21 protein-coding genes are annotated in these 23,379 nt (G+C 42.5%); 10 read left to right on the top strand and 11 right to left on the bottom strand.

Going from position 1 to position 23,379, the window contains the following annotated elements; all coding sequences use genetic code 11:
* Positions 1-28 precede the first annotated feature (28 nt).
* The 3 genes from ACEN9X_RS01815 (at position 29) to ACEN9X_RS01805 (ending at position 3,603) form a co-directional block, all read left to right on the top strand.
* Entirely contained in the window at positions 29-2,446 is a 2,418-nt protein-coding gene (locus ACEN9X_RS01815) for a glycoside hydrolase family 3 N-terminal domain-containing protein (RefSeq protein ID WP_413668779.1), read from the top strand.
* A 248-nt stretch (positions 2,447-2,694) separates the two neighbouring features.
* Positions 2,695-3,135, top strand: coding sequence for a DUF695 domain-containing protein (locus ACEN9X_RS01810; RefSeq protein ID WP_413668778.1), 441 nt, complete (start codon positions 2,695-2,697; stop codon positions 3,133-3,135).
* Positions 3,136-3,210: 75 nt separating this feature from the next.
* Positions 3,211-3,603, top strand: a complete 393-nt coding sequence (locus tag ACEN9X_RS01805; protein ID WP_413668777.1) for a hypothetical protein — start codon at positions 3,211-3,213, stop codon at positions 3,601-3,603.
* Positions 3,604-3,617: 14 nt separating this feature from the next.
* On the opposite strand, the gene ACEN9X_RS01800 is transcribed toward ACEN9X_RS01805, so the two are convergent.
* The gene (locus ACEN9X_RS01800) at positions 3,618-4,442 is read right to left on the bottom strand and encodes a sterol desaturase family protein (protein WP_413668776.1); all 825 of its coding nucleotides are present in this window, start codon (positions 4,440-4,442) and stop codon (positions 3,618-3,620) included.
* Between the two features lie 173 nt (positions 4,443-4,615).
* Between ACEN9X_RS01800 and ACEN9X_RS01795 the strand changes: the two genes are divergently transcribed.
* From ACEN9X_RS01795 to ACEN9X_RS01770, 6 genes are all read left to right on the top strand, one after another.
* Entirely contained in the window at positions 4,616-5,479 is an 864-nt protein-coding gene (locus ACEN9X_RS01795) for a helix-turn-helix domain-containing protein (RefSeq protein ID WP_413668775.1), read from the top strand.
* Positions 5,480-5,575: 96 nt separating this feature from the next.
* Positions 5,576-6,115 (top strand): carboxymuconolactone decarboxylase family protein, encoded by a 540-nt coding sequence (locus ACEN9X_RS01790; protein ID WP_413668774.1) that lies wholly within the window; start codon positions 5,576-5,578, stop codon positions 6,113-6,115.
* A gap of 94 nt (positions 6,116-6,209) precedes the next feature.
* On the top strand, positions 6,210-6,827 hold the full coding sequence (locus ACEN9X_RS01785; protein ID WP_413668773.1) for a pyridoxamine 5'-phosphate oxidase family protein: 618 nt from the start codon (positions 6,210-6,212) through the stop codon (positions 6,825-6,827).
* A gap of 64 nt (positions 6,828-6,891) precedes the next feature.
* Positions 6,892-7,317, top strand: a complete 426-nt coding sequence (locus tag ACEN9X_RS01780; RefSeq protein WP_413668772.1) for a VOC family protein — start codon at positions 6,892-6,894, stop codon at positions 7,315-7,317.
* A gap of 7 nt (positions 7,318-7,324) precedes the next feature.
* Positions 7,325-7,858 (top strand): hypothetical protein, encoded by a 534-nt coding sequence (locus ACEN9X_RS01775; protein ID WP_413668771.1) that lies wholly within the window; start codon positions 7,325-7,327, stop codon positions 7,856-7,858.
* A 251-nt stretch (positions 7,859-8,109) separates the two neighbouring features.
* Complete coding sequence (locus tag ACEN9X_RS01770; RefSeq protein WP_413668770.1) at positions 8,110-9,342, top strand: ROK family protein; 1,233 nt, start codon at positions 8,110-8,112, stop codon at positions 9,340-9,342.
* 121 nt (positions 9,343-9,463) lie between these two features.
* Here the strand turns inward: ACEN9X_RS01770 and ACEN9X_RS01765 are convergent, their stop codons facing one another.
* From ACEN9X_RS01765 to ACEN9X_RS01745, 5 genes are all read right to left on the bottom strand, one after another.
* Positions 9,464-10,354 (bottom strand): hydroxymethylglutaryl-CoA lyase, encoded by an 891-nt coding sequence (locus tag ACEN9X_RS01765; protein ID WP_413668769.1) that lies wholly within the window; start codon positions 10,352-10,354, stop codon positions 9,464-9,466.
* A 72-nt stretch (positions 10,355-10,426) separates the two neighbouring features.
* Positions 10,427-11,740 carry an NAD(P)/FAD-dependent oxidoreductase gene (locus ACEN9X_RS01760; protein WP_413668768.1) on the bottom strand — a complete coding sequence of 438 codons (1,314 nt, stop codon included), beginning with the start codon at positions 11,738-11,740 and terminating at the stop codon, positions 10,427-10,429.
* A 236-nt stretch (positions 11,741-11,976) separates the two neighbouring features.
* The gene (secDF, locus tag ACEN9X_RS01755; protein ID WP_413668767.1) at positions 11,977-14,967 is read right to left on the bottom strand and encodes a protein translocase subunit SecDF; all 2,991 of its coding nucleotides are present in this window, start codon (positions 14,965-14,967) and stop codon (positions 11,977-11,979) included.
* Positions 14,968-15,082: 115 nt separating this feature from the next.
* Positions 15,083-15,565 carry a dihydrofolate reductase gene (locus tag ACEN9X_RS01750; RefSeq protein WP_413668766.1) on the bottom strand — a complete coding sequence of 161 codons (483 nt, stop codon included), beginning with the start codon at positions 15,563-15,565 and terminating at the stop codon, positions 15,083-15,085.
* 186 nt (positions 15,566-15,751) lie between these two features.
* Positions 15,752-16,573 (bottom strand): thymidylate synthase, encoded by an 822-nt coding sequence (locus ACEN9X_RS01745; protein ID WP_413668765.1) that lies wholly within the window; start codon positions 16,571-16,573, stop codon positions 15,752-15,754.
* Positions 16,574-16,787: 214 nt separating this feature from the next.
* Here ACEN9X_RS01745 and ispE point away from each other — a divergent pair, with 214 nt between their 5' ends.
* Positions 16,788-17,588 carry a 4-(cytidine 5'-diphospho)-2-C-methyl-D-erythritol kinase gene (ispE, locus tag ACEN9X_RS01740; protein ID WP_413668764.1) on the top strand — a complete coding sequence of 267 codons (801 nt, stop codon included), beginning with the start codon at positions 16,788-16,790 and terminating at the stop codon, positions 17,586-17,588.
* Between the two features lie 356 nt (positions 17,589-17,944).
* Here the strand turns inward: ispE and ACEN9X_RS01735 are convergent, their stop codons facing one another.
* From ACEN9X_RS01735 to tgt, 5 genes are all read right to left on the bottom strand, one after another.
* A complete protein-coding gene (locus ACEN9X_RS01735) occupies positions 17,945-18,832 on the bottom strand; it encodes an NAD(P)-dependent oxidoreductase (protein ID WP_413668763.1) in 888 nt (295 codons plus the stop codon).
* A gap of 1 nt (position 18,833) precedes the next feature.
* A complete protein-coding gene (locus ACEN9X_RS01730; RefSeq protein WP_413668762.1) occupies positions 18,834-19,112 on the bottom strand; it encodes a lipopolysaccharide assembly protein LapA domain-containing protein in 279 nt (92 codons plus the stop codon).
* A 1,007-nt stretch (positions 19,113-20,119) separates the two neighbouring features.
* On the bottom strand, positions 20,120-21,022 hold the full coding sequence (locus tag ACEN9X_RS01725; protein ID WP_413668761.1) for a DMT family transporter: 903 nt from the start codon (positions 21,020-21,022) through the stop codon (positions 20,120-20,122).
* A complete protein-coding gene (locus ACEN9X_RS01720; RefSeq protein ID WP_413668760.1) occupies positions 21,022-22,125 on the bottom strand; it encodes an LptF/LptG family permease in 1,104 nt (367 codons plus the stop codon). The genes ACEN9X_RS01725 and ACEN9X_RS01720 overlap by 1 nt, the downstream gene beginning before the upstream one ends.
* A 64-nt stretch (positions 22,126-22,189) precedes the next feature.
* Positions 22,190-23,320, bottom strand: a complete 1,131-nt coding sequence (gene tgt / locus ACEN9X_RS01715; protein ID WP_413668759.1) for a tRNA guanosine(34) transglycosylase Tgt — start codon at positions 23,318-23,320, stop codon at positions 22,190-22,192.
* Positions 23,321-23,379 lie beyond the last annotated feature (59 nt).

The raw sequence follows: 23,379 nt of genomic DNA, 5'->3' as shown, positions 1-23,379 counted from the left end.
TGGCAAAACCAACTCCAATACAACCCTCATGAGAAATAAATACTACCTGCCGCGGGTGTTCGTGGCATCTGCTTTGTCGCTTAGTTTTAGCCTGGCTTCATCGGCGCAGGAAAAAAATATCTACCACAAGGGCTGGATAGATTTTAACAAGAACGGCAAAATGGATGTGTTCGAAGATCCCTCGCAACCCATTGATAAGCGTGTGGCCGACCTGGTAAGCCAAATGACTGTTGAAGAGAAAACCTGCCAGATGGCCACCCTTTACGGGTACAAACGGGTACTGAAAGACGAAATGCCTGTACCCAACTGGAAAAACGAAGTATGGAAAGATGGGATAGCCAATATTGATGAGGAGCTGAATAACCTTACCTCACATACAGACGATGCGCCAACACAGTATTCATATCCGTTTAGCAAGCATGCTGCAGCCATCAATACCATTCAAAAATGGTTTGTTGAGGAAACCAGATTAGGTATCCCGGTTGATTTTACCAACGAGGGCATTCACGGTCTTAACCATGACAGGGCTACACCGCTGCCTGCGCCGATATCTATCGGCAGTACCTTTGATAAAGAACTTGTTTATGAAGCAGGTAAAACCGTTGGCCGCGAAGCCAAAGCCCTGGGTTATACCAACGTTTACGCTCCTATACTTGACCCTGCCCGGGACCAGCGTTGGGGCCGCGTGGTTGAATGTTATGGTGAAGATCCGTTTCATATTGCCGAAATGGGCAAGCAGATGGTGCTGGGTATCCAGGAAAGCGGTGTAGCCTCAACACTTAAGCACTTTGCCGTATACAGCGTACCTAAAGGGGGCCGCGACGGTAGTGCCCGTACCGACCCGCATGTGGCTCCACGGGAAATGCACCAGTTGTATTTATATCCGTTCCGTAGGGTGATCCAGGAGGCGCATCCTATGGGCGTAATGAGCAGTTACAATGACTGGGATGGTGTGCCCATAACAGGCAGCTATTACTTTTTAACGCAGTTATTACGTCAGCAGTTTGGGTTTGATGGCTATGTTGTGAGCGATAGTGAGGCCGTTGAGTTCCTTTACTCTAAACATCACGTTGCGGCCGATTATAAGGAAGCCGTAAGGCAGGCTGTTGAAGCAGGGCTTAACGTGCGCACTAATTTTACCATGCCGCAAACCTTTATCATGCCCCTGCGCGATCTGATCAAAGAAAACCGTATTTCAATGAAAATCATCGACACCCGTGTTGGCGAGGTATTGAAAGTGAAGTTTAGGTTAGGATTATTTGACAGCCCTTATGTTAAAGACCCTAAAGCGGCCGATAAAATAGTGCATACCGATGCAGATAAGGCAATGAGCCTGAAAATGAACCGTGAATCAATGGTGCTGCTGAAAAACGCTAATAACCTGTTACCGTTGGATAAAAAGAAATATCCTAATATCCTGGTTACCGGTCCGCTGGCTAAGGAAACAAACTACGCTGTGAGCAGGTACGGCCCATCGCACAACCCTGTTACCACTGTGTTTGATGGGATTAAAAATTATGTTGGCGGCGATGCTAAAGTAAGCTATGCTAAAGGTTGCGACATGATTGATGCTACCTGGCCGGAGAGCGAGATTATTGAAACACCGCTAACTGCGCAGGAGCAGGCCGGCATTGATTCGGCAGTGGCGCAGGCCAAACAATCAGATATTGTGATTGCTGTGGTAGGCGAAGATGTTGACCGTGTAGGCGAAAGTTTATCGCGTACCGGCTTAAATCTGCCGGGCAGGCAATTGAAGCTGATCCAGGCTTTACAGGCTACCGGTAAACCAGTGGTAATGGTGATGATCAACGGACAGCCGCTAACCATCAACTGGGAAAACAAATATGTACCTGCGATTTTAGAGGCCTGGTTCCCCAGTGTTCAAAGCGGACAGGTGATTGCTGAAACCTTATTCGGTGATAATAACCCCGGTGGCAGGCTGCCGATCACGTTCCCTAAAACTACAGGGCAACTGGAGTATAACTTCCCTTTTAAGCCATCATCACAGGCCGAACAGGGCGGGCAAAACAGCTGGGGTAAAACCAGCGTAAAAGGTGCCTTATATCCGTATGGCTATGGTTTAAGCTATACCACATTTGAGTACAGTAACCTGCAGGTATCGCCCGAAAAAGGTAATTCGCAGGGACTTATACAGGTAAGTGTTGATGTAACCAATACCGGGCAGCGCAAAGGCGATGATGTGGTACAGCTTTACCTTAAGGATGAAGTAAGCAGCGTTACTACGTATGAGTATGATTTGCGTGGCTTTGATAGGATTACCCTTAGTCCAGGCGAAAAGAAAACAGTACAATTTACCCTGCACCCCGATGATCTGGCGCTGTTAGATAAAAATATGAACTGGACGGTTGAGCCGGGTAAATTTATGGTGATGATAGGCAGCTCGTCGGTTGATATTAAATTGAAAAAAGAGTTTGAGATAGAATAAAAGAGATGTTTATGACTTACGAAGTTTAAAACTTCGTAAGTCTCTTATTCACCAAGCCAGGGACGCCTTTGTCAATGATTTTTTGAATAAATGCGCCGTATTTTGCCGGGCATGCTTATCTTTATATGCAGAAAGCAGAGTGAAACTAAAGATCTGTTATTGAGGAATAAAATCATTGCAAACCCTGTTGTTCGGCTATAATATTTTATCTGTAAAATTACCCTGCTAAACCTTATAAAAACAAACCTATGATTTTAGATGATACCTGGGTGTCGGTAGAAGCCGTATCCGACGATGATATTCCTCTGCTGGTGCGCTACAGGCCCAACCTGGCAAATTTTTTTGAAACCGGTGTTTATCTGCAACGGATGGATGTAACCTGGAACTATGAATCATTTGATCCATCGTTGTTGCCTCCTGCCGATGAAATGTTGTTGATGGAACAGATAGAGGATGCATTGGTGGATATCCTTGAAGATGATTATCAAAGTATCCTGGCTTTTGTATTTACCGGCGAAAATGAACGCTGGTGGGCCTGGTATACCACTGATATTGATATTGCAGGCGACAGGCTTAATGAGGCTTTAGCCGAATTTGATGAACTCCCAATAAATATCACCGTTATCGACGACCCTGAATGGGAAGAGTATTTTAGCGTTATGGAAGATTTTGGAGAGGATGGGGAGTAAGGGTAACTCCCGAGCAACCCGGTTATGAAGGAAGTAACGATAATTAACAACCGGAAACTGTATTATCAAAAATACATGCCGGATATGGATTGGACGAAAAACATCCCAGGGGAAAAATGGGTATTGGTTGTTAGGGTTGACGAAAAAGATAAAACAAAATTTGAAGATATAGCCTGCAACGCGATAAATCATAATGTATATTATGCCTGTTGTACGGGCAGCTATGGCGAGTTTTTACATGATTATATAGACGAAACAATAGTTCTTCGTAAGGTAGGTGTAGTTGAAGGACATCTACCAATGTATGATATCACGACCACATGGCATAATGAGGGCTTAGGCGATGCCCTTTGGTTTGCGTTATATTGTTCCGGTGATGCGGGTAATGTTTTGATGCTTGATGCATCCCACGGGCAAGCTGAACCAAATTGGAATAAAATAATTGCTGAATGGAGCCAAAGCGAATAAGATGCTGAGTGCTTTTACTTTTTCGGCCGCTCCAGCTTCTGAAACGGTATCTTAAGAATATTTACAAACTTGCCGGTAGTTTCTTTATCCATATGGGTATCTATGCCAAAGCGGGTGTTTTCCTGTTCAAGCTCGCCAAAAGTACCAAAAAGCCTGTCCCAGATGCTTAGCACATCGCCATAGTTGCGGTCGGTGTGGGGCAGTTGATAATGATGGTGTACGTGGTGCAGGTTAGGCGTTATGAAGATCAGGCCAACTACTATATTAACTTTTTTAGGTAACCTGAACTCGGTATGGGCAAGGATATTAAATAGCGATTGAAAGGTTTGCCTTAATACCAAAACGCCAACGGCCGGGCCGCATATAAATACCCAAAGCATTAAACAGCAGGTACGTACACAGGTTTCGCCGGGGTGCTCACGTACTGTGGTTGAAACGTCAACATGAAGATCGCTGTGATGCACCAGGTGGAATTTCCAAAGTGGGGCTATCTTGTGCATTACCACATGGTAAATGTATTCACAAAGGTCAAGCAGCATAAAAAGGCTTATGTAATAAACCCATTTATTGTGATGACCGGGAATATAGTTGATCAGCCCCCAATGATGTGCGTTGGTCCAGCCAACTATGATCAAAACAATAGTGGTGAGCAATAGCTGGATAGGGAGGGCTGTAAAAATGAACAGCAGGTTGGTTTTATTGTGTTGCCAGCGTTTTTTTACCGAAATTATACCTGACGAAAAACAAACCTCTACCAGCCACAAAGAGCATATGATAAAAGCATATAATACAATTTGCACGGCATCCTGATGCCGGTCGAGGAATTGGGTAATAGTCATCTTAAATTAATAGGGGTAATCACCTCAAGCAATGGCAGCGGGCAATTAAAGAGGCAATTTCTATCTTTTGGATGAATGTTTGATGAAGTATGTTAAGCGGTTGTTAAGAATTATGATGGAGTAATGACCTTTATTGTGACATATTTTCTAAATATCTTTGCTATCGCGCAAAAATGAAACTATCAGCTACAGAACAATCTACAGGCGGCGATCTGCTGCTGCTTATTAATGAAAGGCACTTCGACAGGATGTTTTTTACCCGCGATCGTCATCATAAATACCTGACTATAGCCTGGAACCGCGGCGAGAAGCAAACCGTAACTATTGATGAGATTGATTATGATTTTTTGCCTAATACCATTCTGCCTTTAATGGTTAATCAATCCTTCCGCTTTGAGCGGCCGGAAGAAATAGTGGCCTGGCAATTTAACCGCGATTTTTATTGTATTGTTGATCATGATGAAGAAGTAAGTTGCGTAGGTTTCCTGTTTTATGGTAGCTCCGACCAGGTTTTTGTTACCCTTGACGAAACCATGCAGTTTAAATTGCAGCGCCTGCTTGATATTTTCATCGAAGAGTTTGAAACGGCAGATAATATCCAGATAGATATGCTCAGGATGCTGTTGAAGCGGCTTATTATTATCGTGACGCGCCTTGCTAAGGCTCACAGTGGCCCACGCGAAGCTTTGGCCGATGAAAAATTTGGTACTATCCGTAAGTTTAATCTGTTGGTGGAGAATAATTACCGTGAACACCATACCGTGGCCTATTATGCGCAGCAATTAAATAAATCGCCCAAAACGCTTTCCAACCTTTTTGCCTTGTATAACCATAAGACACCTTTACAGGTGATACAGGAACGCCTGATTATTGAGGCAAAACGCCTGTTGTATTATACCGATAAATCGGCCAAAGAAATTACTTATGAACTTGGCTTTGATGATGCGGCTTATTTTAGCAATTTTTTCAAAAAACACACCTCGTTTTCGCCTACTGATTTCAGAAATAACAAGGTTTTAGTTGCTGAAGGGAAATAATTACAAGAACCCGGGAAATTTGCCCATTCCTCAGGGCCGCTAAACTTACCACCTTTGTATTGTCAATTCAAAACAACAAAAATTAACATTACAAAAATGAAAACTTTCGCAATTCCAACCAGAGAACAAGTAACCCCAGAAAATCAGGTAATATTTGATACATTAACCAAAGTAGTAGGCCGCGTACCAAACCTGTTTGCAGTTTTTGCAACTTCAGACCATGCGCTTGCTAACTATATAACACTTTCAAACGGTAAAACATCATTGCGTGCTAAAGAAAAAGAAGCCGTAAACCTTATCGTAAGCCAGGTAAATGATTGTGCCTACTGTTCTGCCGCTCACACTGCCATTGCTAAAATGAATGGCTTTAACGATGATCAGATTGTTGAGATTCGCGGTGGTTCTGCTTCATTTGATCCAAAAATTGATGCTTTGGTTAAAGTAGCTAAATCAATTACCGAAAATAAAGGCCATGCCGATCATCAGTTGGTTGAAAACTTTTACGCTGCCGGTTATACACAGGCCAATCTGATTGATGTAGCAGTAGCTGTTGGTGATAAAACCATTACCAACTATGTATATGCCTTAACCCAGGTACCTGTTGACTGGCCTGCTATCCCTGAACTGGTAAAATAATATTCCTGATTTATAATTTATAGTTTACACCCTTATGCCCGCCTTGCACCGCAAGGCGGGCATAAGTATTTTACCCCTTAAAATTGTTTACATTATGAACTTTGCACGCTTTGCTTTTACCGATGGTGTTAAAAAATTACAGGAAAAATACGGTAGCCGGGATGCATACGCCCGCATGGAAAACCCTATGGCTGATAAGGATGGCATTACAGAATTTGAACAAATGTTTATTGAAAGCCGCGATAGTTTTTACATGGCCAGCATGGGCGAAAACGGCTATCCCTACATTCAGCACAGGGGAGGCCCGGCTGGTTTTATTAAAGTAATAGATAATCATACGCTCGGTGTGGTTGATTTCAGGGGCAACAAGCAGTATATTTCGGTTGGCAATGTGATGGAACATCCGCAGGTATCGTTATTTCTGATGGATTATCCGCATAAAACAAGGCTCAAGATCTATGCCGATGCGCGTATTGTTGAGCTTGCCGATAATCCTGAATTGTTTGAGCTGATAGATCCAGCTGAATACAAACATACAGCCGAACGAATGCTTATCTTTGACGTAAAAGCTTTCGACTGGAATTGCCCGCAGCATATTACTCCGCGCTATACTGTTGATGAAATTAAAGAAGCCTTCGCACCGCAAAATGAATATGTGCTTAAATTGGAGTATGAAGTTGCTAAGCTTAAAAAACAGTTGGAAGAAAAATAAGCTGCTTTGATAAATAGACTGCAATAGTTTACCTTTAGTGCTGCTAACACTAAAGCGTAAACCAATGAACAATAACCAACATATAATCCCTATGCTTGCCTATGAAGATGGCATTGCGGCTATGGACTGGCTGTGTGATGTTTTTGGTTTCACAGAAAATATACGGATGACCAATGACGCCGGTCGGCTTACTCATGGCGAGCTTAAAATGGGCAATAGTTTGGTTATGCTGGCCGAACCTACGCCGCATTATCAGGGTCCTGCTCATCACGCTCAAAATTGTGATATCGCTGCTAAATGGAGTGCCGTACCATATATTATCAACGGGATTTTAGTATACGTACAAGATGTTGAACAACATTACAATATCGCAAAAAACAAAGGCGCCACAATATTAAGCGAACTTGAATATGGATATCCCGGCACCCGCTACCGTGCTGCTGATTTAGAAGGCCAGCGCTGGATGTTTATGCAAATTGAAAAAGATTAACTGCCTTATGACCGTACTGCTCCATTTTTTATTTGTTGTAATTAAATCGCTTATTCTTGGCTTAATTTATACACCGCTGATCTGGTTTTTATGGGTGTTGATTTTAAAAGCGCAAAAAAAATATACCGGCTTCAAGTGGCCTAAAGTATTTGCAGCATATGCGGTTATAAGCTTGTTGCTGGTTGTTTTTTCATTTACCTATTATGGAGATCATGGCTTTGGCGATGGTGCACGGATCCCTTTAGGACATGGTGAAGCGATAAAGCAAGATGATCAGTTTGCATATTTTACACCCAAAGGCACAAATAAACAAGTACATGTAAAAACTTTTGTTTTGAAGGGCGATAACCTTTGTATGTCGGTTGATTCGGGGTATAAAGTGTATAATTTGAAAACTAAAGGCGTTGTTAACTTTAGCGAAGGGCAAATGTACGATGCCTTTGCTTTTTCATACGGTTTACCTTTATCGCTTCAACTGCAAAGCTTCAGGTCGCAATATGATGAATACTGGAATGGCTGGCGGTTTTGGCTGCTGCCATAGTTAGTTGTCAGATTCAAACATGCTCTAAAACTAAATTTTTAATCAAAACTTTCGCTTATTTTATATCGTACACGGATATAATAGATATTTTTGTGCGTTGTAGGCAAATGGTGTATTAATAGTGTCCATGTACTTACAACAGGTTTAATACTGTAATATTTACAGTTGTACTTAATAACTTTATTTTTAATTTTATAAAATTCAGAACACTAAGGTGTTGCCTGTTATAAACCAAACTATAATAATTGTTGATGGAACTTACGAATAAAGGGGTAAAAGGCAGCCAGTTAAAAAATATGATCATTAAAAGGCTTTATTTTAATAAGGCCATGTCGTGCGCAGGATTAAGTGAGTTATTTGATAAAAGTATTCCGTCTATAGCCAAAGCTATAAACGAATTAATGCACGAGGGTTTTGTTGTTGAGCAGGGTTATGCCCCCTCAAGCGGCGGCCGTCGCCCGTTAATGTATTCGGTAAAATCAAGCGCCATGCATATTTTAGCAATTGCACTTGATCAGCTTACCGCCCGCATCCAGATGTTTGATCTGTTAAACAACCCGGTTGCAGATATGCTTACTTTTGAGCTTAAACTGCTTAATAATCCGGAGGCTTTACCTACACTGGTCGATCAGATTAATGGCTATATTGTACATAGTGGCATCCCAAAAGAAAAAATTGCCGGTATAGGCATCGGTATGCCAGGATTTATAAATATTACCGAAGGCATCAATTACACTTACCTTGATGCCGGTGGACAAAGCCTGACAGCTTATCTTACTTCAAAAACAGGCATCGCAACTTATATCGATAACGATTCGAGCCTCATTGCGCTCGCCGAACAAAAATTCGGTATAGCCAAATCACAGCAGGAAGTTATGGTAATTAACCTGGGTTGGGGTATTGGTTTGGGGATGATTGTAAACGGCAAGCTATTTCGCGGTCACAACGGTTTTGCCGGGGAATTGAGTCATATTCCGTTATCAGAAGATGGCTCCCTTTGCGAATGTGGTAAGCGCGGCTGTCTCGAAGCCGAAGCCTCGCTGCTTGTGGTGGCCCGTAAAGCTATAGAGGGCATCAAAAAAGGCCGTGTAACCAGCTTGAAATACAACGGTGAAGATCATTCTAAACTGATGGGCGATGCCCTGATAGAAGCTGCCAATAACGGCGACCAGTTTGCCATTGAACTTTTATCAGACGCCGGTTACAAAATAGGGAAGGCCCTGGCCATCCTTATCCACATCATGAACCCGGCAATTATTGTGTTAAGCGGCCGCGGAGCCAAAGTGGCTAAAATTTTAACAGCCCCAATACAACAAGCACTGCACAAGTATTGTATCCCGCGTTTGGCTGCCGGTACAGAGTTACTGGTATCAGAGCTTGGTTTTGATGCTGAATTGATTGGCGCAGCTGTACTGGTAATGGAAAATTTTGACCGGGTGGTGAAAAGCAAAGCTGCAAAAGCGGCTAAGAGCGCGGCAGCGTAAAGGTTGTCTGAATCAGAATTTGCAGAATTTTAAAATTAACAGAATAAATGTTCTTCACTTTATTTAGGCAGATATAATGTTAGCTGCATTCTGAAAATCCTTAAATTCTATAAATTCTGATTCAGACAAACACCTTTCCCGAATAGTTCATCGCTTCCTGAAATTTGTCCATATTAAGCCCTGTAGGTTCGTTTTGTATTTTAAGATAAGCAAGTAGGTTTTCGGTGGCGATATTGCCTGTAAGGTCATCTTTAGCCATCGGACAGCCTCCGTAGCCTTTCAATGCAGTATCGAAACGCTTGCATCCGCTTTGATGGGCGGCCGCTATTTTGGGCTGCCAGGTATCGGGAGTAGAGTGGAGATGAATACCAAACTCCGTTTTTGGAAATAAACGGCAAAGATTAGGATAAATGCTGCTGATCTGCGCTGCATCTGCAATGCCTATGGTATCGGCAAGGGCGATGTTTTTTATACCTTCGGCTATCATTTTTTCTGCCCAGTATTCAATGATGCCGGTGTTCCATTCATCGCCGTAAGGGTTTCCGAAACCCATGGAAAGATAAACAAGTAATTGCTTACCGCTTTTCTGGCACAATTCATTTATCCGTTGTACAGTTTCAAAGGCCTGCTCAATGGTTGAGTTTGTATTCCGGAGCTGAAAAGTTTCGGAAATGGAAAAGGGGTACCCCAGATAGGTAATCTCACTATGCTTCACAGCGTCTTCAGCTCCGCGGTAATTGGCTATAATAGCCAGCAGCTTTGAACTGGTATTACTTAGGTCAAGCCTCTTCAATACATCGGCTGTGTCCTGTAGTTGGGGGATGGCCTTCGGCGATACAAAGCTCCCAAAATCTATCGTATCAAAACCTACCTGTAAAAGCAGGTTAATATACGCTGCTTTTATCTCAGTAGGAATAAAATTATGAATACCCTGCATGGCATCGCGGGGGCATTCGGTTATTTTGATGTTCATCTTTAAGTCGAAAGTCTTAAGTACTAAATCAAAAGTCATCAATTTAGTTTACAAAACACTAAACTTCCAACTTAAAACTTCTGACTTCCGACTCCGGACTTCAAACTTAAACTAATCAACCGCGTTAGGCAAATGCTGATCTTCAGTTAAACCTTCGCGCTCAAATTTGCGGATTATAAGCCTTGTGCCGCCATTATAGGTTACATAGCTTGACACCCAGTTAATAAATACGATCACCTTGTTACGGCCGCCTAAAAGCGATATCAGGTGCACAAACATCCACACCAGCCAGGCAAAAAATCCCTGGAACTTCACTTTGCCTAAGTCAGCCACTGCCTTATTACGGCCAATGGTAGCCAATGAACCTTTATCATTGTACTTAAACGGCGAGGTTTGTTCACCGTTAATGATGTGAATGATGTTTTTAGCCACATGTTGCCCCATTTGTATGGCTACCTGCGCCACGCCCGGGTGCCCCTTAGGTGTTTCGTCGGTGATCATGGCAGCAACGTCACCAATGGCAAATACGTTGTTAAAGCCAACAACGCGGCCAACGCTATCTACCTTTATTCTATTTCCACGTTCAATAACGTCTTTATCAAAACCTTCGGGTACAACGCCCATAACCCCGGCGCTCCAGATCACGTTTTTGGTGCGGATAGTTTTGCCGCCTTCAAACTTTATTTCCTCACCGTCATAACTCTCTACCTTAACACCCGTTAATACCTCCACGCCCATATTGGTCAGGAATGTGCGTGCCGCGTTGGATGCCTGCTCAGAGAAAGGTCCGAGTACTTTGGGCAGAAAGTCGACCAGGTATACCTTCATATCCTCTTTTTTAAGCTCGGGGTAGTCTTTGGTCAAAACGTGGTTGCGGAGTTCGGCCAGTGAGCCGGCAAGCTCAACACCGGTTGGCCCGGCGCCTACCAGCACAAAGGTAAGGTAGGGATCGCGCTCGGCTTTGCCAACTTTAAGCAGCGCTTCCTCGATGTTTTGCAGAATGGAGTACCGGAGGTTAAGCGCCTCGGGGATCGACTTCATCGGCATGGAATAATGCTCAATATCCTTATTGCCGAAAAAGTTGGTGGTTGAACCGGTTGCTATCACCAGGTAATCATAGGCAATATTACCTATAGTGGTTTCGAGCATGTTGTTATCAGCGTCAACCCTGGTTACTTCGGCTATCCTGAAGCGGAAGTTTTTTTGACTGGAAAAATTCTTCCGCAGGGAAAAAGCTATCGACTCCGATTCGAGGCTACCCATGGCCACCTGGTATAAAAGGGGTTGAAAAGTATGGTAGTTGTGCTTATCCAGCATCAAAACGTCTACTGGTTTGTCCTTTAGTTGTTTTGCCACCTGCAGGCCGCCGAAGCCGCCGCCCACTATTACTACTAAAGGAAATTTGGAATCATTGGATGTATTCATGAGCAGGTTATTATTAAAAATATGTTCTTTTACAGGCAATAAAGCCCATATTTAGTTGTAGCACAATCTCCGTGCCGCCAATGCCGATGTGTATTGAAATACAATGCAATTATAACTCATTGTTTACGATATGCAACACCATCTGTCGGTCGTTTTCCATGTTTTTTAATAGAGATCAACGATAACAAAAAAGGCCCCAAATTACTTTGGAGCCTTTCAGTTATTTAAACTTTATTTTATTTAAGGTCTTTCTTTCCAAAGTCAACGATTACCGGTGTTGCCACGCAGATCGACGAGTATGTACCGAAAAGAACACCAATTAATAACGCGAACGAGAAGCCTTTGATAACGTCACCACCAAAGATGAACAATACTAACAATACGAATACCACGGTTAATGCAGTAATGATTGTACGGCTCAATGTGCTGTTGATAGCTTTGTTAATAACCTCTTCCGGTTTTTCGTTTTTGTTAGAGTGTTCAAGGAATTCACGGATCCTGTCAAATACTACCACGGTATCGTTAATTGAATAACCAATTACAGTAAGGATAGCCGCAATAAACGCCTGGTCAATATCCAGTGAGAACGGAAGGAAACCATTGAATAATGAGAAGAACGACAATACTAACAACGCATCGTGAGCGGTCGCGATCATCGCGCCCAGGCTAAACTGCCATTTGCGGAAACGGATCAGGATATAAGCCGAGATTACGAAGATGGCGAACAATACGGTGTAGATAGCTGATGTTTTTAACTCATCGGCAATAGTAGCGCTTACTTTTGAACCACCTAAAATATTACTGTCGGTAATTTTAGTTTCAGCCTTATTAGCTAATGTGCTAACAAGGGTTGCCCTTACTTTAGCATCAGCAGCAGTTGAGTTATCATTAAACAGGTAGTTGGTAGTGATACTGAATTTATCGGTACCCATAGTTTTAACCTCGGTGCTGCGACCTAAAGTAGCATCAATAGCATCGTGGATCTGCTCGGTAGTAACGGTTTTGTTAGGGAAGCTAACAATGTAATTACGGCCGCCTTCAAAATCCACACCGTAGGTAAATCCACGGGTAAAGATAGATACCAAACCTGCAGCAATGAACAAGCCTGAGAAAATGTAGAACTTGCCACGGTTTTTAACGAACGCAAAGTTTGCATTTTTAAAGGTATGTGAGCTCCATGGATTTGAGAATTTAATATCCATGTTTTTGTCAAGCATCCACTCAAATATAACCCTTGAAATCAATAACGAACAGAACAGTGAAGTTGCAATACCGATCATCAAAGTGGTTGCAAAGCCCTGGATAGGACCTGAACCAAATACAAACAGGATTAAACCGGTAAGGAACGTACTGATCTGTGAGTCGAGGATTGAAGGCAAAGCATGTTTGAACCCGTCGGCAACAGCAACCCTTAATGATTTGCCTAAGCCAAGCTCTTCACGTACACGTTCGTAAACCAGTACGTTGGCATCTACCGCAATACCTAAGGTTAATACGATACCTGCAACACCCGGTACGGTTAACACAGCGCCTAAGCTGGTTAATACACCCATCAGGAAGAAGATGTTGATGATTACCGCAACTACCGCTACAGTACCTGCACGGTTGTAATAAGCGATCATGAAGATCAATACCACAACTAAACCTAAAATACTTGAAGTAATACCGGCAGTAATAGCTTCCTGACCTAATGACGGACCAACAATTGACTCAGATACAATGTGGGCAGGAGCCGGTAAGCGACCGGCTTTTAACACGTTGGCTAAGTCGCGGGTGTCATCAATAGTGAAGTTACCAGAGATTGATGATACACCACCTGAAATTTCGTTTTGCACAGTAGGAGCAGAGTATACGTTATCGTCCAATACGATAGCGATAGCCTTTTTGTTAGTACCTGATGATGCTTCAGCAGTAACTGCACGCCATTTTTGGGCACCTTCCGAGTTCATGATCATCACAACCTCAGGGCTGCCTTTCTGGTCATTATCAGCACGGGCATCGTTAATTACGTCACCTGATAATACCGGGCCGTTTTCGGCACCTGTAAGTTTGATAGCGTATAATGCAAAGGTTTTGGTATTTTTGATAGGTTTTACTTCCCATAAAAATTTCAGGTTGCGCGGAATAACTGACTGCGCATCGGCACTGTGCAGGTATGAATTTACTTTAGCAGTATCCTGAAGTGGAGCGTAACCAACAACAGGGCCCGGGCCTAATTGCTGCTGGCCGTTTGCTCCCTGGCCAACGTTTAATGACATTACTGCAAACAACGGGTGTTGTGCAGCTAATTTGGTTTTGCTTAATGAAGCGGCTGAAGTATCGTTTTTAGCAGCGTTTTTCTGAACTTTGCTTAATAACGAGCTGCCTTTAGCAGTATCTGCTTTTCCGGCTGCAAGTTTTGCAGTGGTATCAGCTTTCGCTGATTTACCGGTATCGGCTTTTGCTGTTTTGCTTTTTGCAGCAAGCAGGTTATCAACATTGATCAGGTATTGGTAAGCCTCAGCGTTATCAAAAGTTTCGTAAAACTCCAATTTTGCAGAGCCCGAAAGTAATTTACGAACACGCTCGGGTTCTTTAACACCTGGTAGTTCAACCAAAATCCTGTTTGAACCTTGTTGCAACTGGATGTTAGGCTGGGTTACACCGAACTGGTTGATACGGGTGTTCAAAACGGTGAATGATTGTTTAACCGCTGTTGAAGCCAGATCCTCAAGGTAAGTTTTAACCTCGCTGTTTGAAGCATTATACTTCAGGTGGTCCTGGTTATCTTTTGTTGAAAAGATGGCGGCAAGCTTACCATTAGGATTGAGCTTTTCGTATTCGCTTACAAATAATGCAATATAGTCTTTTTGGCTGGTTTGAGCGTTGGCCTGCAATTTATCGGCATTAGCCAAAGCCTGATTGAAAGTAGCATCAGGATTGTTGTTGGCGATTTTCCTAACCAGTTCATCAAGCTGGATCTGCATGGTAACGTTCATACCACCTTTTAAATCCAAACCTAATGCAATTTCCCTTTGCTTTACATAAGCATAGTCATGTTTGAATAGCGGATATACCGGCTGATTGGAAACAGAATCCAAGTAAGCTTTATATTTCGCAGAATCACCCTTTGAATATACGTTGGCATCACTCTCAACTTTGTGTGCCACCCACGTAAATGATAGCTGGTACAAGCACACAACTGCCAGTAGTATGGCGAAAAATTTAATAACCCCTTTGCCTTGCATCGAATTTTTAATATGTAATAAATTAGTTTATAAGCTTTTTTTAATAAGGCAGCAAATCTAATAAAATTTCGTAAGCACAAAATTTTAAATTAAAACAAAATCATGACAAAAAATGTTAGCGACGCTCAAGTGTGATAAACGAATATTTATACTTGTTTTTTTCGTCGGGCTCAAAATCTTCGCGATCTTTTTCCTGCCACTCGTCCGGATTTAACTCCGGGAAGAAGGTATCCCCCTCAAAATCCTGGTCAATTATGGTGAGATATATGCGATCAGTTAGCGGGATAGACTGCCGGTAGATCTCGGCCCCGCCAACAATAAAAACTTCATCCTCGGCTTTGCAAAGCTCAATAGCTGCTTCGACAGATGGCACCACCTCGCAGCCCTCAATGCTGATGACTTGCCGCGTAATTACAATATTGCGGCGCTTAGGTAAAGGTTTACCAACCGAATCAAAAGTTTTACGCCCCATGATCACGGTATGACCGGTAGTTACATCCTTAAAATGTTTCAGATCATTAGGCAGGTACCAGAGTAATTTATTGTCTTTACCGATAGCGTGGTTTTTTGCTATGGCTACGATGATGGATAAAATCATTAGTTCATTTGTTCACTGGTTCATTGGTGCTGAGCATCTGAACCTTTATTTTTCAATGCGTCATTGCTTCGTACCTCGCAATGACGGGTAGTTTTTTAATTCTGTAAGGATAACAAAATTCTGTTGAAATCGTAAACTCAATCTACGCCTTATACCAATGAACTAATGAACCAGTGAACAAATGAACTACACCGCCACTTCCGCTTTAATATGCGGCCACGGATCATAGTTCTCTAAAGTGAAATCTTCAAACTTAAATGAGAAGATATCTTTTACCTCCGGATTAATTTTCATGGTAGGCAGCGGTCGCGGATCTCGGCTCAACTGCAGGCGCACCTGCTCCAGGTGGTTGTTGTATAAATGAGCATCACCAAGCGTGTGTACAAAGTCGCCAAGGTCAAGATCACATACCTGTGCCATCATCATGGTGAGCAGGGCATAAGATGCAATGTTGAACGGAACACCTAAGAAAATATCTGCGCTTCTCTGATACAACTGGCAAGACAACTTTCCCTTCTGTTCCCCCTTCAGGGGGTTAGGGGGTTCTACATAAAACTGGAACAAACTATGACAAGGAGGCAATGCCATTTGGTTAACCTCGGCAACGTTCCATGCCGATACGATAATGCGGCGTGAATCGGGATTGTTTTTAAGCTGGTTTACCACCTGTTGTATCTGGTCGATATGGCCCCCATCAGGCGTTGGCCACGAGCGCCATTGTTTACCATACACCGGACCCAGGTCGCCGTTCTCGTCGGCCCATTCGTCCCAGATGCGCACGCCGTTTTCTTTCAGGTAACGGATATTGCTGTCGCCGCTCAAAAACCAGATAAGCTCGTGGATAATTGATTTGAGGTGGAGCTTTTTGGTGGTCACCATCGGGAAACCATCCTTAAGGTTGAAACGCATCTGGTAGCCAAACACACTTACCGTACCGGTGCCGGTTCTGTCATGCTTTTGCGCGCCGGTTTCCATCACATGCCTCATCAGGTCGAGATACTGTTTCATTTTATTTTGTTTAGTTCATCAGTTCACTTGTTCATTAGTTCATTAGTATTTGCATGGGTATTGATAGTGTATAGCTTTAAAGGCTTATACAAGCGATACCAATGAACCACTGACCTAATGACTCAATGACCAAAGTTTCAAAGGGCAAAGAAAAATAATCTACCTTTGGTTTCCTACGGATGTTGGCAAATACATCTCGTGTTAATTACTTTGTATGATTTTATTTCCGAATGCAAAAATAAACATCGGCCTCAATATTACCGAACGCCGGCCGGATGGTTATCATAATCTCGAAACCATTTTTTACCCTATCGACATTAAAGACGCCCTTGAAGTGGTGAAGAGCGACAGGCTTAGTTTTACTTCAAGCGGCTTGGACATCCCTGGACTGATGGAGGATAATCTTTGTGTTAAAGGTTATCATATGCTAAAGCAGGATTATGACCTGCCACCCGTAAGCATCCACCTGCATAAGCATATCCCGATAGGCGCGGGTTTGGGTGGTGGCTCATCTGACGCGGCGTTTTTTATCAGGCTGATGAACGACGAATTTAAGCTTAGTTTATCCGTTGAAGAGATGACCGATTATGCCCGTCGCCTGGGCGCCGACTGCGCCTTTTTTGTTGAGAACAAACCGGTATTTGCTTTTGAACGGGGTGATGAATTTGAAAATATCAAACTTGATCTCTCGGCATATAAAATAGTATTGGTAATGCCGCCTGTTCATGTGTCAACGGGAGAGGCTTTTCGTGGTATAAAGCCGACGCTTGTAAAGGACTCGCTTTTTGATTTGATCAGAGAGCCAATTGCCGATTGGAAGAGGCTTATCAAAAATGATTTTGAGCAAACCGTTTTTAAAAACCATGTGGAGATCCGGGGCATCAAAGCTGCCCTTTATGAAGCCGGTGCTATCTACTCCAGTATGAGTGGAAGCGGTGCATCCGTGTTTGGCATTTTTGCCGAAACTCCCGATCTGAAATTTTTGGAAGGGGAGAACGAAGTGTTCTATTTATGATTTCGGAATTGGGATGTTCAATTTCGTATTTAGCTGGATTTGGGAAGCTGCCCAGTAATAAAAATAAAAGTGTCATTGCGAAGTAGCAGGGGCGCTCCACGATAGTTTGGGATTGCTTCGTTCCTGGTAACGACTTGGTGTTATAATAACAGACTTACGAGGGTTTTAAAGCTTCGTAAGTCTGAACTTAAACGACTTGTTTATCCAATTAAGTTGTTTTGTTAGATACAAAAATGCCGGACGAATTATCGATCTGTAAAACGATCAATATTTCATCCGGCATCTTATTTTATATCGGGCATTAATTTCAGAAATCATCAATCACAATTCCGAAATCGAACATCCGAAATCCGAAATCAAATTCCAGCATCTTCGCTCACACCGCGACCTATTCCTTCTACCCAGTCTCGTTCTCCCCAGCCTTTGGCTACGGCGGTTAATAAGCGGCCGTGTACCGCGTTTGCGATGGGCATAGGCATCTCGCTTGTCTGCGATAATTTGAACGCCAGGCGCGCGTCTTTATAGCCAAGTTTTGATTGAAAGCCCACAGATTCGTATTGCTTACCTGCAATGAGCTTCCCATAATTTTGGAAGATGGGGGCGTTGAAAAGTGTCGAGCCAAAAAACTCGGAAACCTGTGTTCGGCTTAGTCCGTTTTTCTCAGCGAGGGTGAATGCTTCGGCCATCATTTCCATGGAGGCCATGATCATGAAATTGCCTGCTATTTTAACCACGTTTGCACCACCAACAGAAGGGCCAAAATCTATAACCGCTTGTCCCAATAAATCGAGGATCGGCCGGACATCATTTTTAGTTTGCTCGTCGCCTGAAACGCAAATCCAGAGCTTGCGCGCAGCCGCCGCTTCGGGCCTGCCAAACACCGGGGAGGCGAGGTAACGGCTTCCGGCCTGCTCGTGTAATTTGGCCAATTCTTCAGAAGTATCCGGCGAAATGGTACTCATGGATATGTGCACAGCATTTGGCTGTAGCGTTTTTAAAATTCCGCCGTCGCCTACAGCCGATTCTCGCAACACTTCGTCATCCGACACCATAGAGATCAAAAATGGCACGTTTGCCGCCGCTTCGGCTGGGCTCAGGCACCTGGTTACGTTGCCGGCGCCGAGCTCGTCAATTTTTGAAAGTGTGCGATTGTAAACCTGCAGATGGTATCCCGAGGCGATAAGATTTTTGGCCATGTTGATGCCCATGTGGCTAAGGCCGATAAATCCAATTGTTGTTTTCATATTAGCTGATGTATTCTCTGTCTTCGTCACTTAGTGTATCGGTGTTGTCTTTTTTGTGTATGGCGTCATGATAGCCCTCAATATCGAATTTCTGTTTTTTTGGCCAGGCAACAATCAGCCCCAATACAAAACCGGTTACGGCAACTACAAGCATCATCATTAGTTTAGATACCCTGAATGTGGCGAACAGAAATTTGAAATAAACCTCTTCGGTATTTTGCATCAGCACGATGGTAAGCAAAACTGCGATGGCTACAATGACTATTGTTTTAATGCTCATGATGGATGTTGGTTTTAGAGTAATACAATATCCGCTTTTTAAATGTTTAATAAAAATTGATCTCTGGCAAATTGATCCTTCGTAATCTGATTCGATCGGAGCGGGAGGATGCTCCATGTTTTTACCTTCACATATTTACTGCCGGCAGCGATGTCTGGTATTTCCGTAGCTCATTAGATTTTAGGATTTCGTCTGCCGGCGATCTCTCTCCCGAAAAACAGAATGAGCGTACGCCATCCAAAACTTTAGTGCTCTTTTTTTAGAGGTAAGATTTGCGCGCTGTGCTTTCCTGGCGTTTGCGTTTTTGGAAAATCTTAACGCCTTAAATTTCTTCACGACAATCGTACGAGAGCGAAAAAAATCAGCACGAAAACAGATTTTGTATACGGACGGGAGATGGGCGCTGATTTTTTTTGATTCCTGAATTATTACTTCACTACACTTTGTAAAGTCATTTCCGTTCTTGTCTGATTTGAAACTTTTACGTTATATAATGTAATTTAATTATTTGATTTTTAAATTTATATGATGACTTTTTAATGTGATTATTTTATTTGCTAATATTTTTAGTTTTTTGCGATTTTACTTAGGCTTATTGTGTTTGATTGTTTGTTTATATAATTTATATAAATATCTGATTTTAAAATTTATATTTTATTTAATTAAATCAATATCTGAAATTTTCATGCTAAAAAAAAGTAAGCAAAAGTGGGTTTATGGAAATTGGTGTCCTGAATTTATATTTTGAATTTAGTACACTAAGTAAAAAACGGATTTTGCCGCTGTTTTGCGCTGAAGTGTTGTTTGAGCCCGGAATACCTTAAAAAATTAGGATCGCTCTAAAGGGCTAAAAATGGCCAAAACGGACATGGGGATTTTGCCCCTATTTTGGGTTGGAAATTAAAAATGCAGCGCAGATTTGAGTTTTCAAACAGCTATCAGGTAGCTGGCGGAAGTACGGTTTTTCAACCGCTTTTATGAAGCAAGGAGGTGAAAAATGTAAAAGATCAAGCCCTGCTTTTGCGTTGGGTAATTTGCTTTCGGGCTACGGGATATAGAAAAATTGTAGACAAAATGAGGAGTGCGCCACCCCAGAAACCAAGCGTCATTTTATTAATGTCACCAAAAAAAATGAACGACAGGATGATGCCGTATACCGGCTCAAGGTTAGTGATCAGGGCAACTCTGAATGCCGAAAGCTCACGCATTACAGATACACCGGCCACGTAAGCAAGGGATGTGCACACGGTGCCAAGCAGCACCAGGTAGCCGATATCAGCCGGCTTCAATAGCATGGCCCGGGTGTAGCCGGAGGTTATAAACAGGTATGTCGAAATCCACACAAAGGCTCCGGAAAGCTCATAAAATGCGATGACCGGTGCCGGTACTTTTTGCACCTGGCGCGAGTTGATGATGGAAAAAAGACTTGCACAAACAGCACTTGCAAGCCCGGTTATGATGCCCTTAGTGTATCTGCTTTCAAATTTAAAAATCAAAACAATACCGGTGATAATTAAAAGACCGGCTAAAATTTCAAGTTTTGAAATGCTTTTTTTATTGATGATCGGCTCAAAAATGGCGGTGAAAAGTGTGATGGATGAAAGGCAAACCAGGGTAACTGCAACTGTGGAAAGCTTGATAGCGGCGAAAAAAAGGATCCAATGTCCGCCCACAATTCCCCCGGTAAACACCAGTTTGATCAGCGTTTTTCTGTCGACTTTAAAATCGGTTTTATTGAATTTGAAATACGAAAACAGCGATAAAAAAGCAATAAGTACCCTAAACCACACCAATTGTACGGCCGAAATCGTGATCAGAGCGCCTAAAATTCCGGTAAATCCCCACACAAAAACCGTAAAATGAAGGATAATTAGGTTCTTATTTGGGGATGAAGGGGTGTTTTGTGTCATTATTTGGGTGCCTTTAGAAGCAGGTAATAGCCTAAAATGCCAAAAATGATATTAGGAATGAACACGGCTATTAAAGGTGTCATGCCCCCTTTTACCGAAAATACAAGTGCAAACCGCTCTAATATTATATAAGCAAAGCATAACAGGATGCCTATCCCAAGTGGCAAACCAACGCCGCCGCGTACCTTTCTTGAGGATATGGAAACGCCAATAAGTGTTAGCACAAATGCCGATAACGGGTAAACAAACCGGTGGTATTTTTCAAAATAAATAGCCTTTAAATACTCGGGTCTGCGCAGTTTTTCCTTGTCAATATTCTTATTCAAATCGCTTAATGACATAGCTTGATATACATTATCGTATACAATAAAATCGCTCGGGTGCATATCTAAAACAGTGTCTTTTGGTGTGAAACTCTTGATGAATTGTTCCTTCATGCCGTTCACATATTTAACACTGTACTCTTTGAGCGACCATATTCTTTTTACCGAATCGTACTGAATTGTATTGGCAATTAGTTTCTCGCGCAAAGTGTCACCGTTAAATTTTTCCATTATAAAATTATACCCGAGATGCGTTGTCGGGTCATAGTTGGCGAGATATACAAACGTATGCTTGTCAATTTGCATGTGAACTTCAACTTTGGTTGGGTCATTATCCATCATTCCGTTGGCATTTTCAAAGTCGATTTTGAGGCGATTTGTAAACGGAATGAGGTAAACATTTGCAAAAAATGATACCACAAATATGATGGTAGAGGCAATTACATATGGTCGTAAAAAGCGATTAAAGCTTGCCCTTCCGCTCAGTATCGGAACAATTTCAGTTTGGTTTGCCATCTTGGCGGTGAAGAAAATTACCGCCAAAAAGTTGATCAATGGCGATAACATATTCAAATAAAAAGGTATAAAACCCGCATAATATCTGAATACAATATCATGAAAACTGGCGTGCTTATTCAAAAAATTATCCAGCTTTTCTGACACGTCAAACACTACAGAAATTACCATAAAAATACCCATGGTAAATAAAAAAGTACCCAGGTATTTTCCGATAATAAACCTATCGATGATCTTTAAATGTTTATGAAAAAAAGCTTTCATCTGCAGGTTATTTGATTTTTAGTAATCATGTTTTTCTTGTGATGGTTTTTAACTTTTCAGGCTTTTATAAACGCTGGCCAAGACGTTTTACCATGATGTTTTTCCAGTTGTAAAACTCGCCGGCGATAATCTTTTTCCGGGCTTCCTTAACAAGCCACAGGTAAAAATGTAGATTGTGCAGTGTAGCAATCTGAGCACCCAGCATCTCGCCCGAATGGATCAAGTGGCGTAAATAAGCCTTGCTGTAGTCTCTGTCTGCAAACAGATCGCTGTCATCTTCAATAGCCGAAAAGTCGTTTTTCCACTTTTCGTTTTTGATATTTATAATACCGTTTTTGGTGAAAAGCATGCCGTTGCGGGCATTGCGGGTTGGCATAACACAATCAAACATATCAATGCCCAGGGCTATGTTTTCAAGGATGTTTACCGGTGTGCCTACACCCATTAAATAGCGTGGTTTTTGCTCTGGTAATATATTGCATACTATCTCGGTCATAGCATACATTTCTTCGGCAGGTTCACCTACAGAAAGACCGCCGATGGCATTGCCTTCGCGCTCATATGAAGCAATCACTTCGGCCGAACGCACACGCAGATCTTTATAGACCGAACCCTGTACAATAGGGAAAAGTGTTTGACTGTAACCGTACTTTGGCTGGGTGCTGTCAAACCTATCACAGCAGCGTTTAAGCCAGCGATGGGTCATTTCTATTGATCGTTTTGCGTAATTATAATCGCAGGGGTAAGGTGTACATTCGTCAAAAGCCATGATAATATCGGCGCCAATTACGCGCTGGATATCCATCACATTTTCGGGAGTGAAGAGGTGTTTTGATCCGTCGATATGTGAACGGAACGTAACGCCTTCCTCTTTAATTTTGCGTACTTCTGTTAGTGAATATACCTGGTAGCCGCCGCTATCGGTTAAGATGGGACCGTCCCATCCATTAAATTTATGCAGTCCTCCGGCGCTTTCAAGGGTGTTTAAACCCGGACGCAGGTACAAGTGATAGGTGTTACCCAGTATAATTTGAGCCGAAATATCCTGTTTAAGTTCATGCTGGTGTACTGCTTTTACGGTACCTGCGGTACCTACCGGCATAAAAATAGGAGTTTGTATAGTACCGTGGTCGGTAGTGATCTCGCCGGCGCGGGCCTTTGAAAGCGGGTCTTGTGCTGTTAAGTTAAATTTCATTTTAGGGTTGCAAAATTAACAAAAAAAAGCCTCATGCCCGCCGTTTCAAAGGCTATAGC

The organism is Mucilaginibacter sp. Mucisp86 (assembly GCF_047324315.1).
GTDB lineage: Bacteria > Bacteroidota > Bacteroidia > Sphingobacteriales > Sphingobacteriaceae > Mucilaginibacter.
Note: the sequence above shows the minus strand (reverse complement) of the source record. Positions and strands in the feature narration are given on the sequence as shown.

Coding starts and splice junctions, on each gene's coding strand:
- ACEN9X_RS01760 (WP_413668768.1), bottom strand. CDS start 11,740: ATGAATACATCCAATGATTCCAAATTTCCTTTAGTAGTAATAGTGGGC.
- ACEN9X_RS01800 (WP_413668776.1), bottom strand. CDS start 4,442: ATGACTATTACCCAATTCCTCGACCGGCATCAGGATGCCGTGCAAATT.
- ACEN9X_RS01745 (WP_413668765.1), bottom strand. CDS start 16,573: ATGAAACAGTATCTCGACCTGATGAGGCATGTGATGGAAACCGGCGCG.
- ACEN9X_RS01790 (WP_413668774.1), top strand. CDS start 5,576: ATGAAAACTTTCGCAATTCCAACCAGAGAACAAGTAACCCCAGAAAAT.
- ACEN9X_RS01720 (WP_413668760.1), bottom strand. CDS start 22,125: ATGAAAGCTTTTTTTCATAAACATTTAAAGATCATCGATAGGTTTATT.
- ACEN9X_RS01785 (WP_413668773.1), top strand. CDS start 6,210: ATGAACTTTGCACGCTTTGCTTTTACCGATGGTGTTAAAAAATTACAG.
- ispE (WP_413668764.1), top strand. CDS start 16,788: ATGATTTTATTTCCGAATGCAAAAATAAACATCGGCCTCAATATTACC.
- ACEN9X_RS01725 (WP_413668761.1), bottom strand. CDS start 21,022: ATGACACAAAACACCCCTTCATCCCCAAATAAGAACCTAATTATCCTT.
- ACEN9X_RS01810 (WP_413668778.1), top strand. CDS start 2,695: ATGATTTTAGATGATACCTGGGTGTCGGTAGAAGCCGTATCCGACGAT.
- ACEN9X_RS01765 (WP_413668769.1), bottom strand. CDS start 10,354: ATGACTTTTGATTTAGTACTTAAGACTTTCGACTTAAAGATGAACATC.
- ACEN9X_RS01730 (WP_413668762.1), bottom strand. CDS start 19,112: ATGAGCATTAAAACAATAGTCATTGTAGCCATCGCAGTTTTGCTTACC.
- ACEN9X_RS01735 (WP_413668763.1), bottom strand. CDS start 18,832: ATGAAAACAACAATTGGATTTATCGGCCTTAGCCACATGGGCATCAAC.
- ACEN9X_RS01815 (WP_413668779.1), top strand. CDS start 29: ATGAGAAATAAATACTACCTGCCGCGGGTGTTCGTGGCATCTGCTTTG.
- ACEN9X_RS01780 (WP_413668772.1), top strand. CDS start 6,892: ATGAACAATAACCAACATATAATCCCTATGCTTGCCTATGAAGATGGC.
- ACEN9X_RS01770 (WP_413668770.1), top strand. CDS start 8,110: ATGGAACTTACGAATAAAGGGGTAAAAGGCAGCCAGTTAAAAAATATG.
- ACEN9X_RS01750 (WP_413668766.1), bottom strand. CDS start 15,565: ATGATTTTATCCATCATCGTAGCCATAGCAAAAAACCACGCTATCGGT.
- tgt (WP_413668759.1), bottom strand. CDS start 23,320: ATGAAATTTAACTTAACAGCACAAGACCCGCTTTCAAAGGCCCGCGCC.
- ACEN9X_RS01795 (WP_413668775.1), top strand. CDS start 4,616: ATGAAACTATCAGCTACAGAACAATCTACAGGCGGCGATCTGCTGCTG.
- ACEN9X_RS01775 (WP_413668771.1), top strand. CDS start 7,325: ATGACCGTACTGCTCCATTTTTTATTTGTTGTAATTAAATCGCTTATT.
- ACEN9X_RS01805 (WP_413668777.1), top strand. CDS start 3,211: ATGCCGGATATGGATTGGACGAAAAACATCCCAGGGGAAAAATGGGTA.
- secDF (WP_413668767.1), bottom strand. CDS start 14,967: ATGCAAGGCAAAGGGGTTATTAAATTTTTCGCCATACTACTGGCAGTT.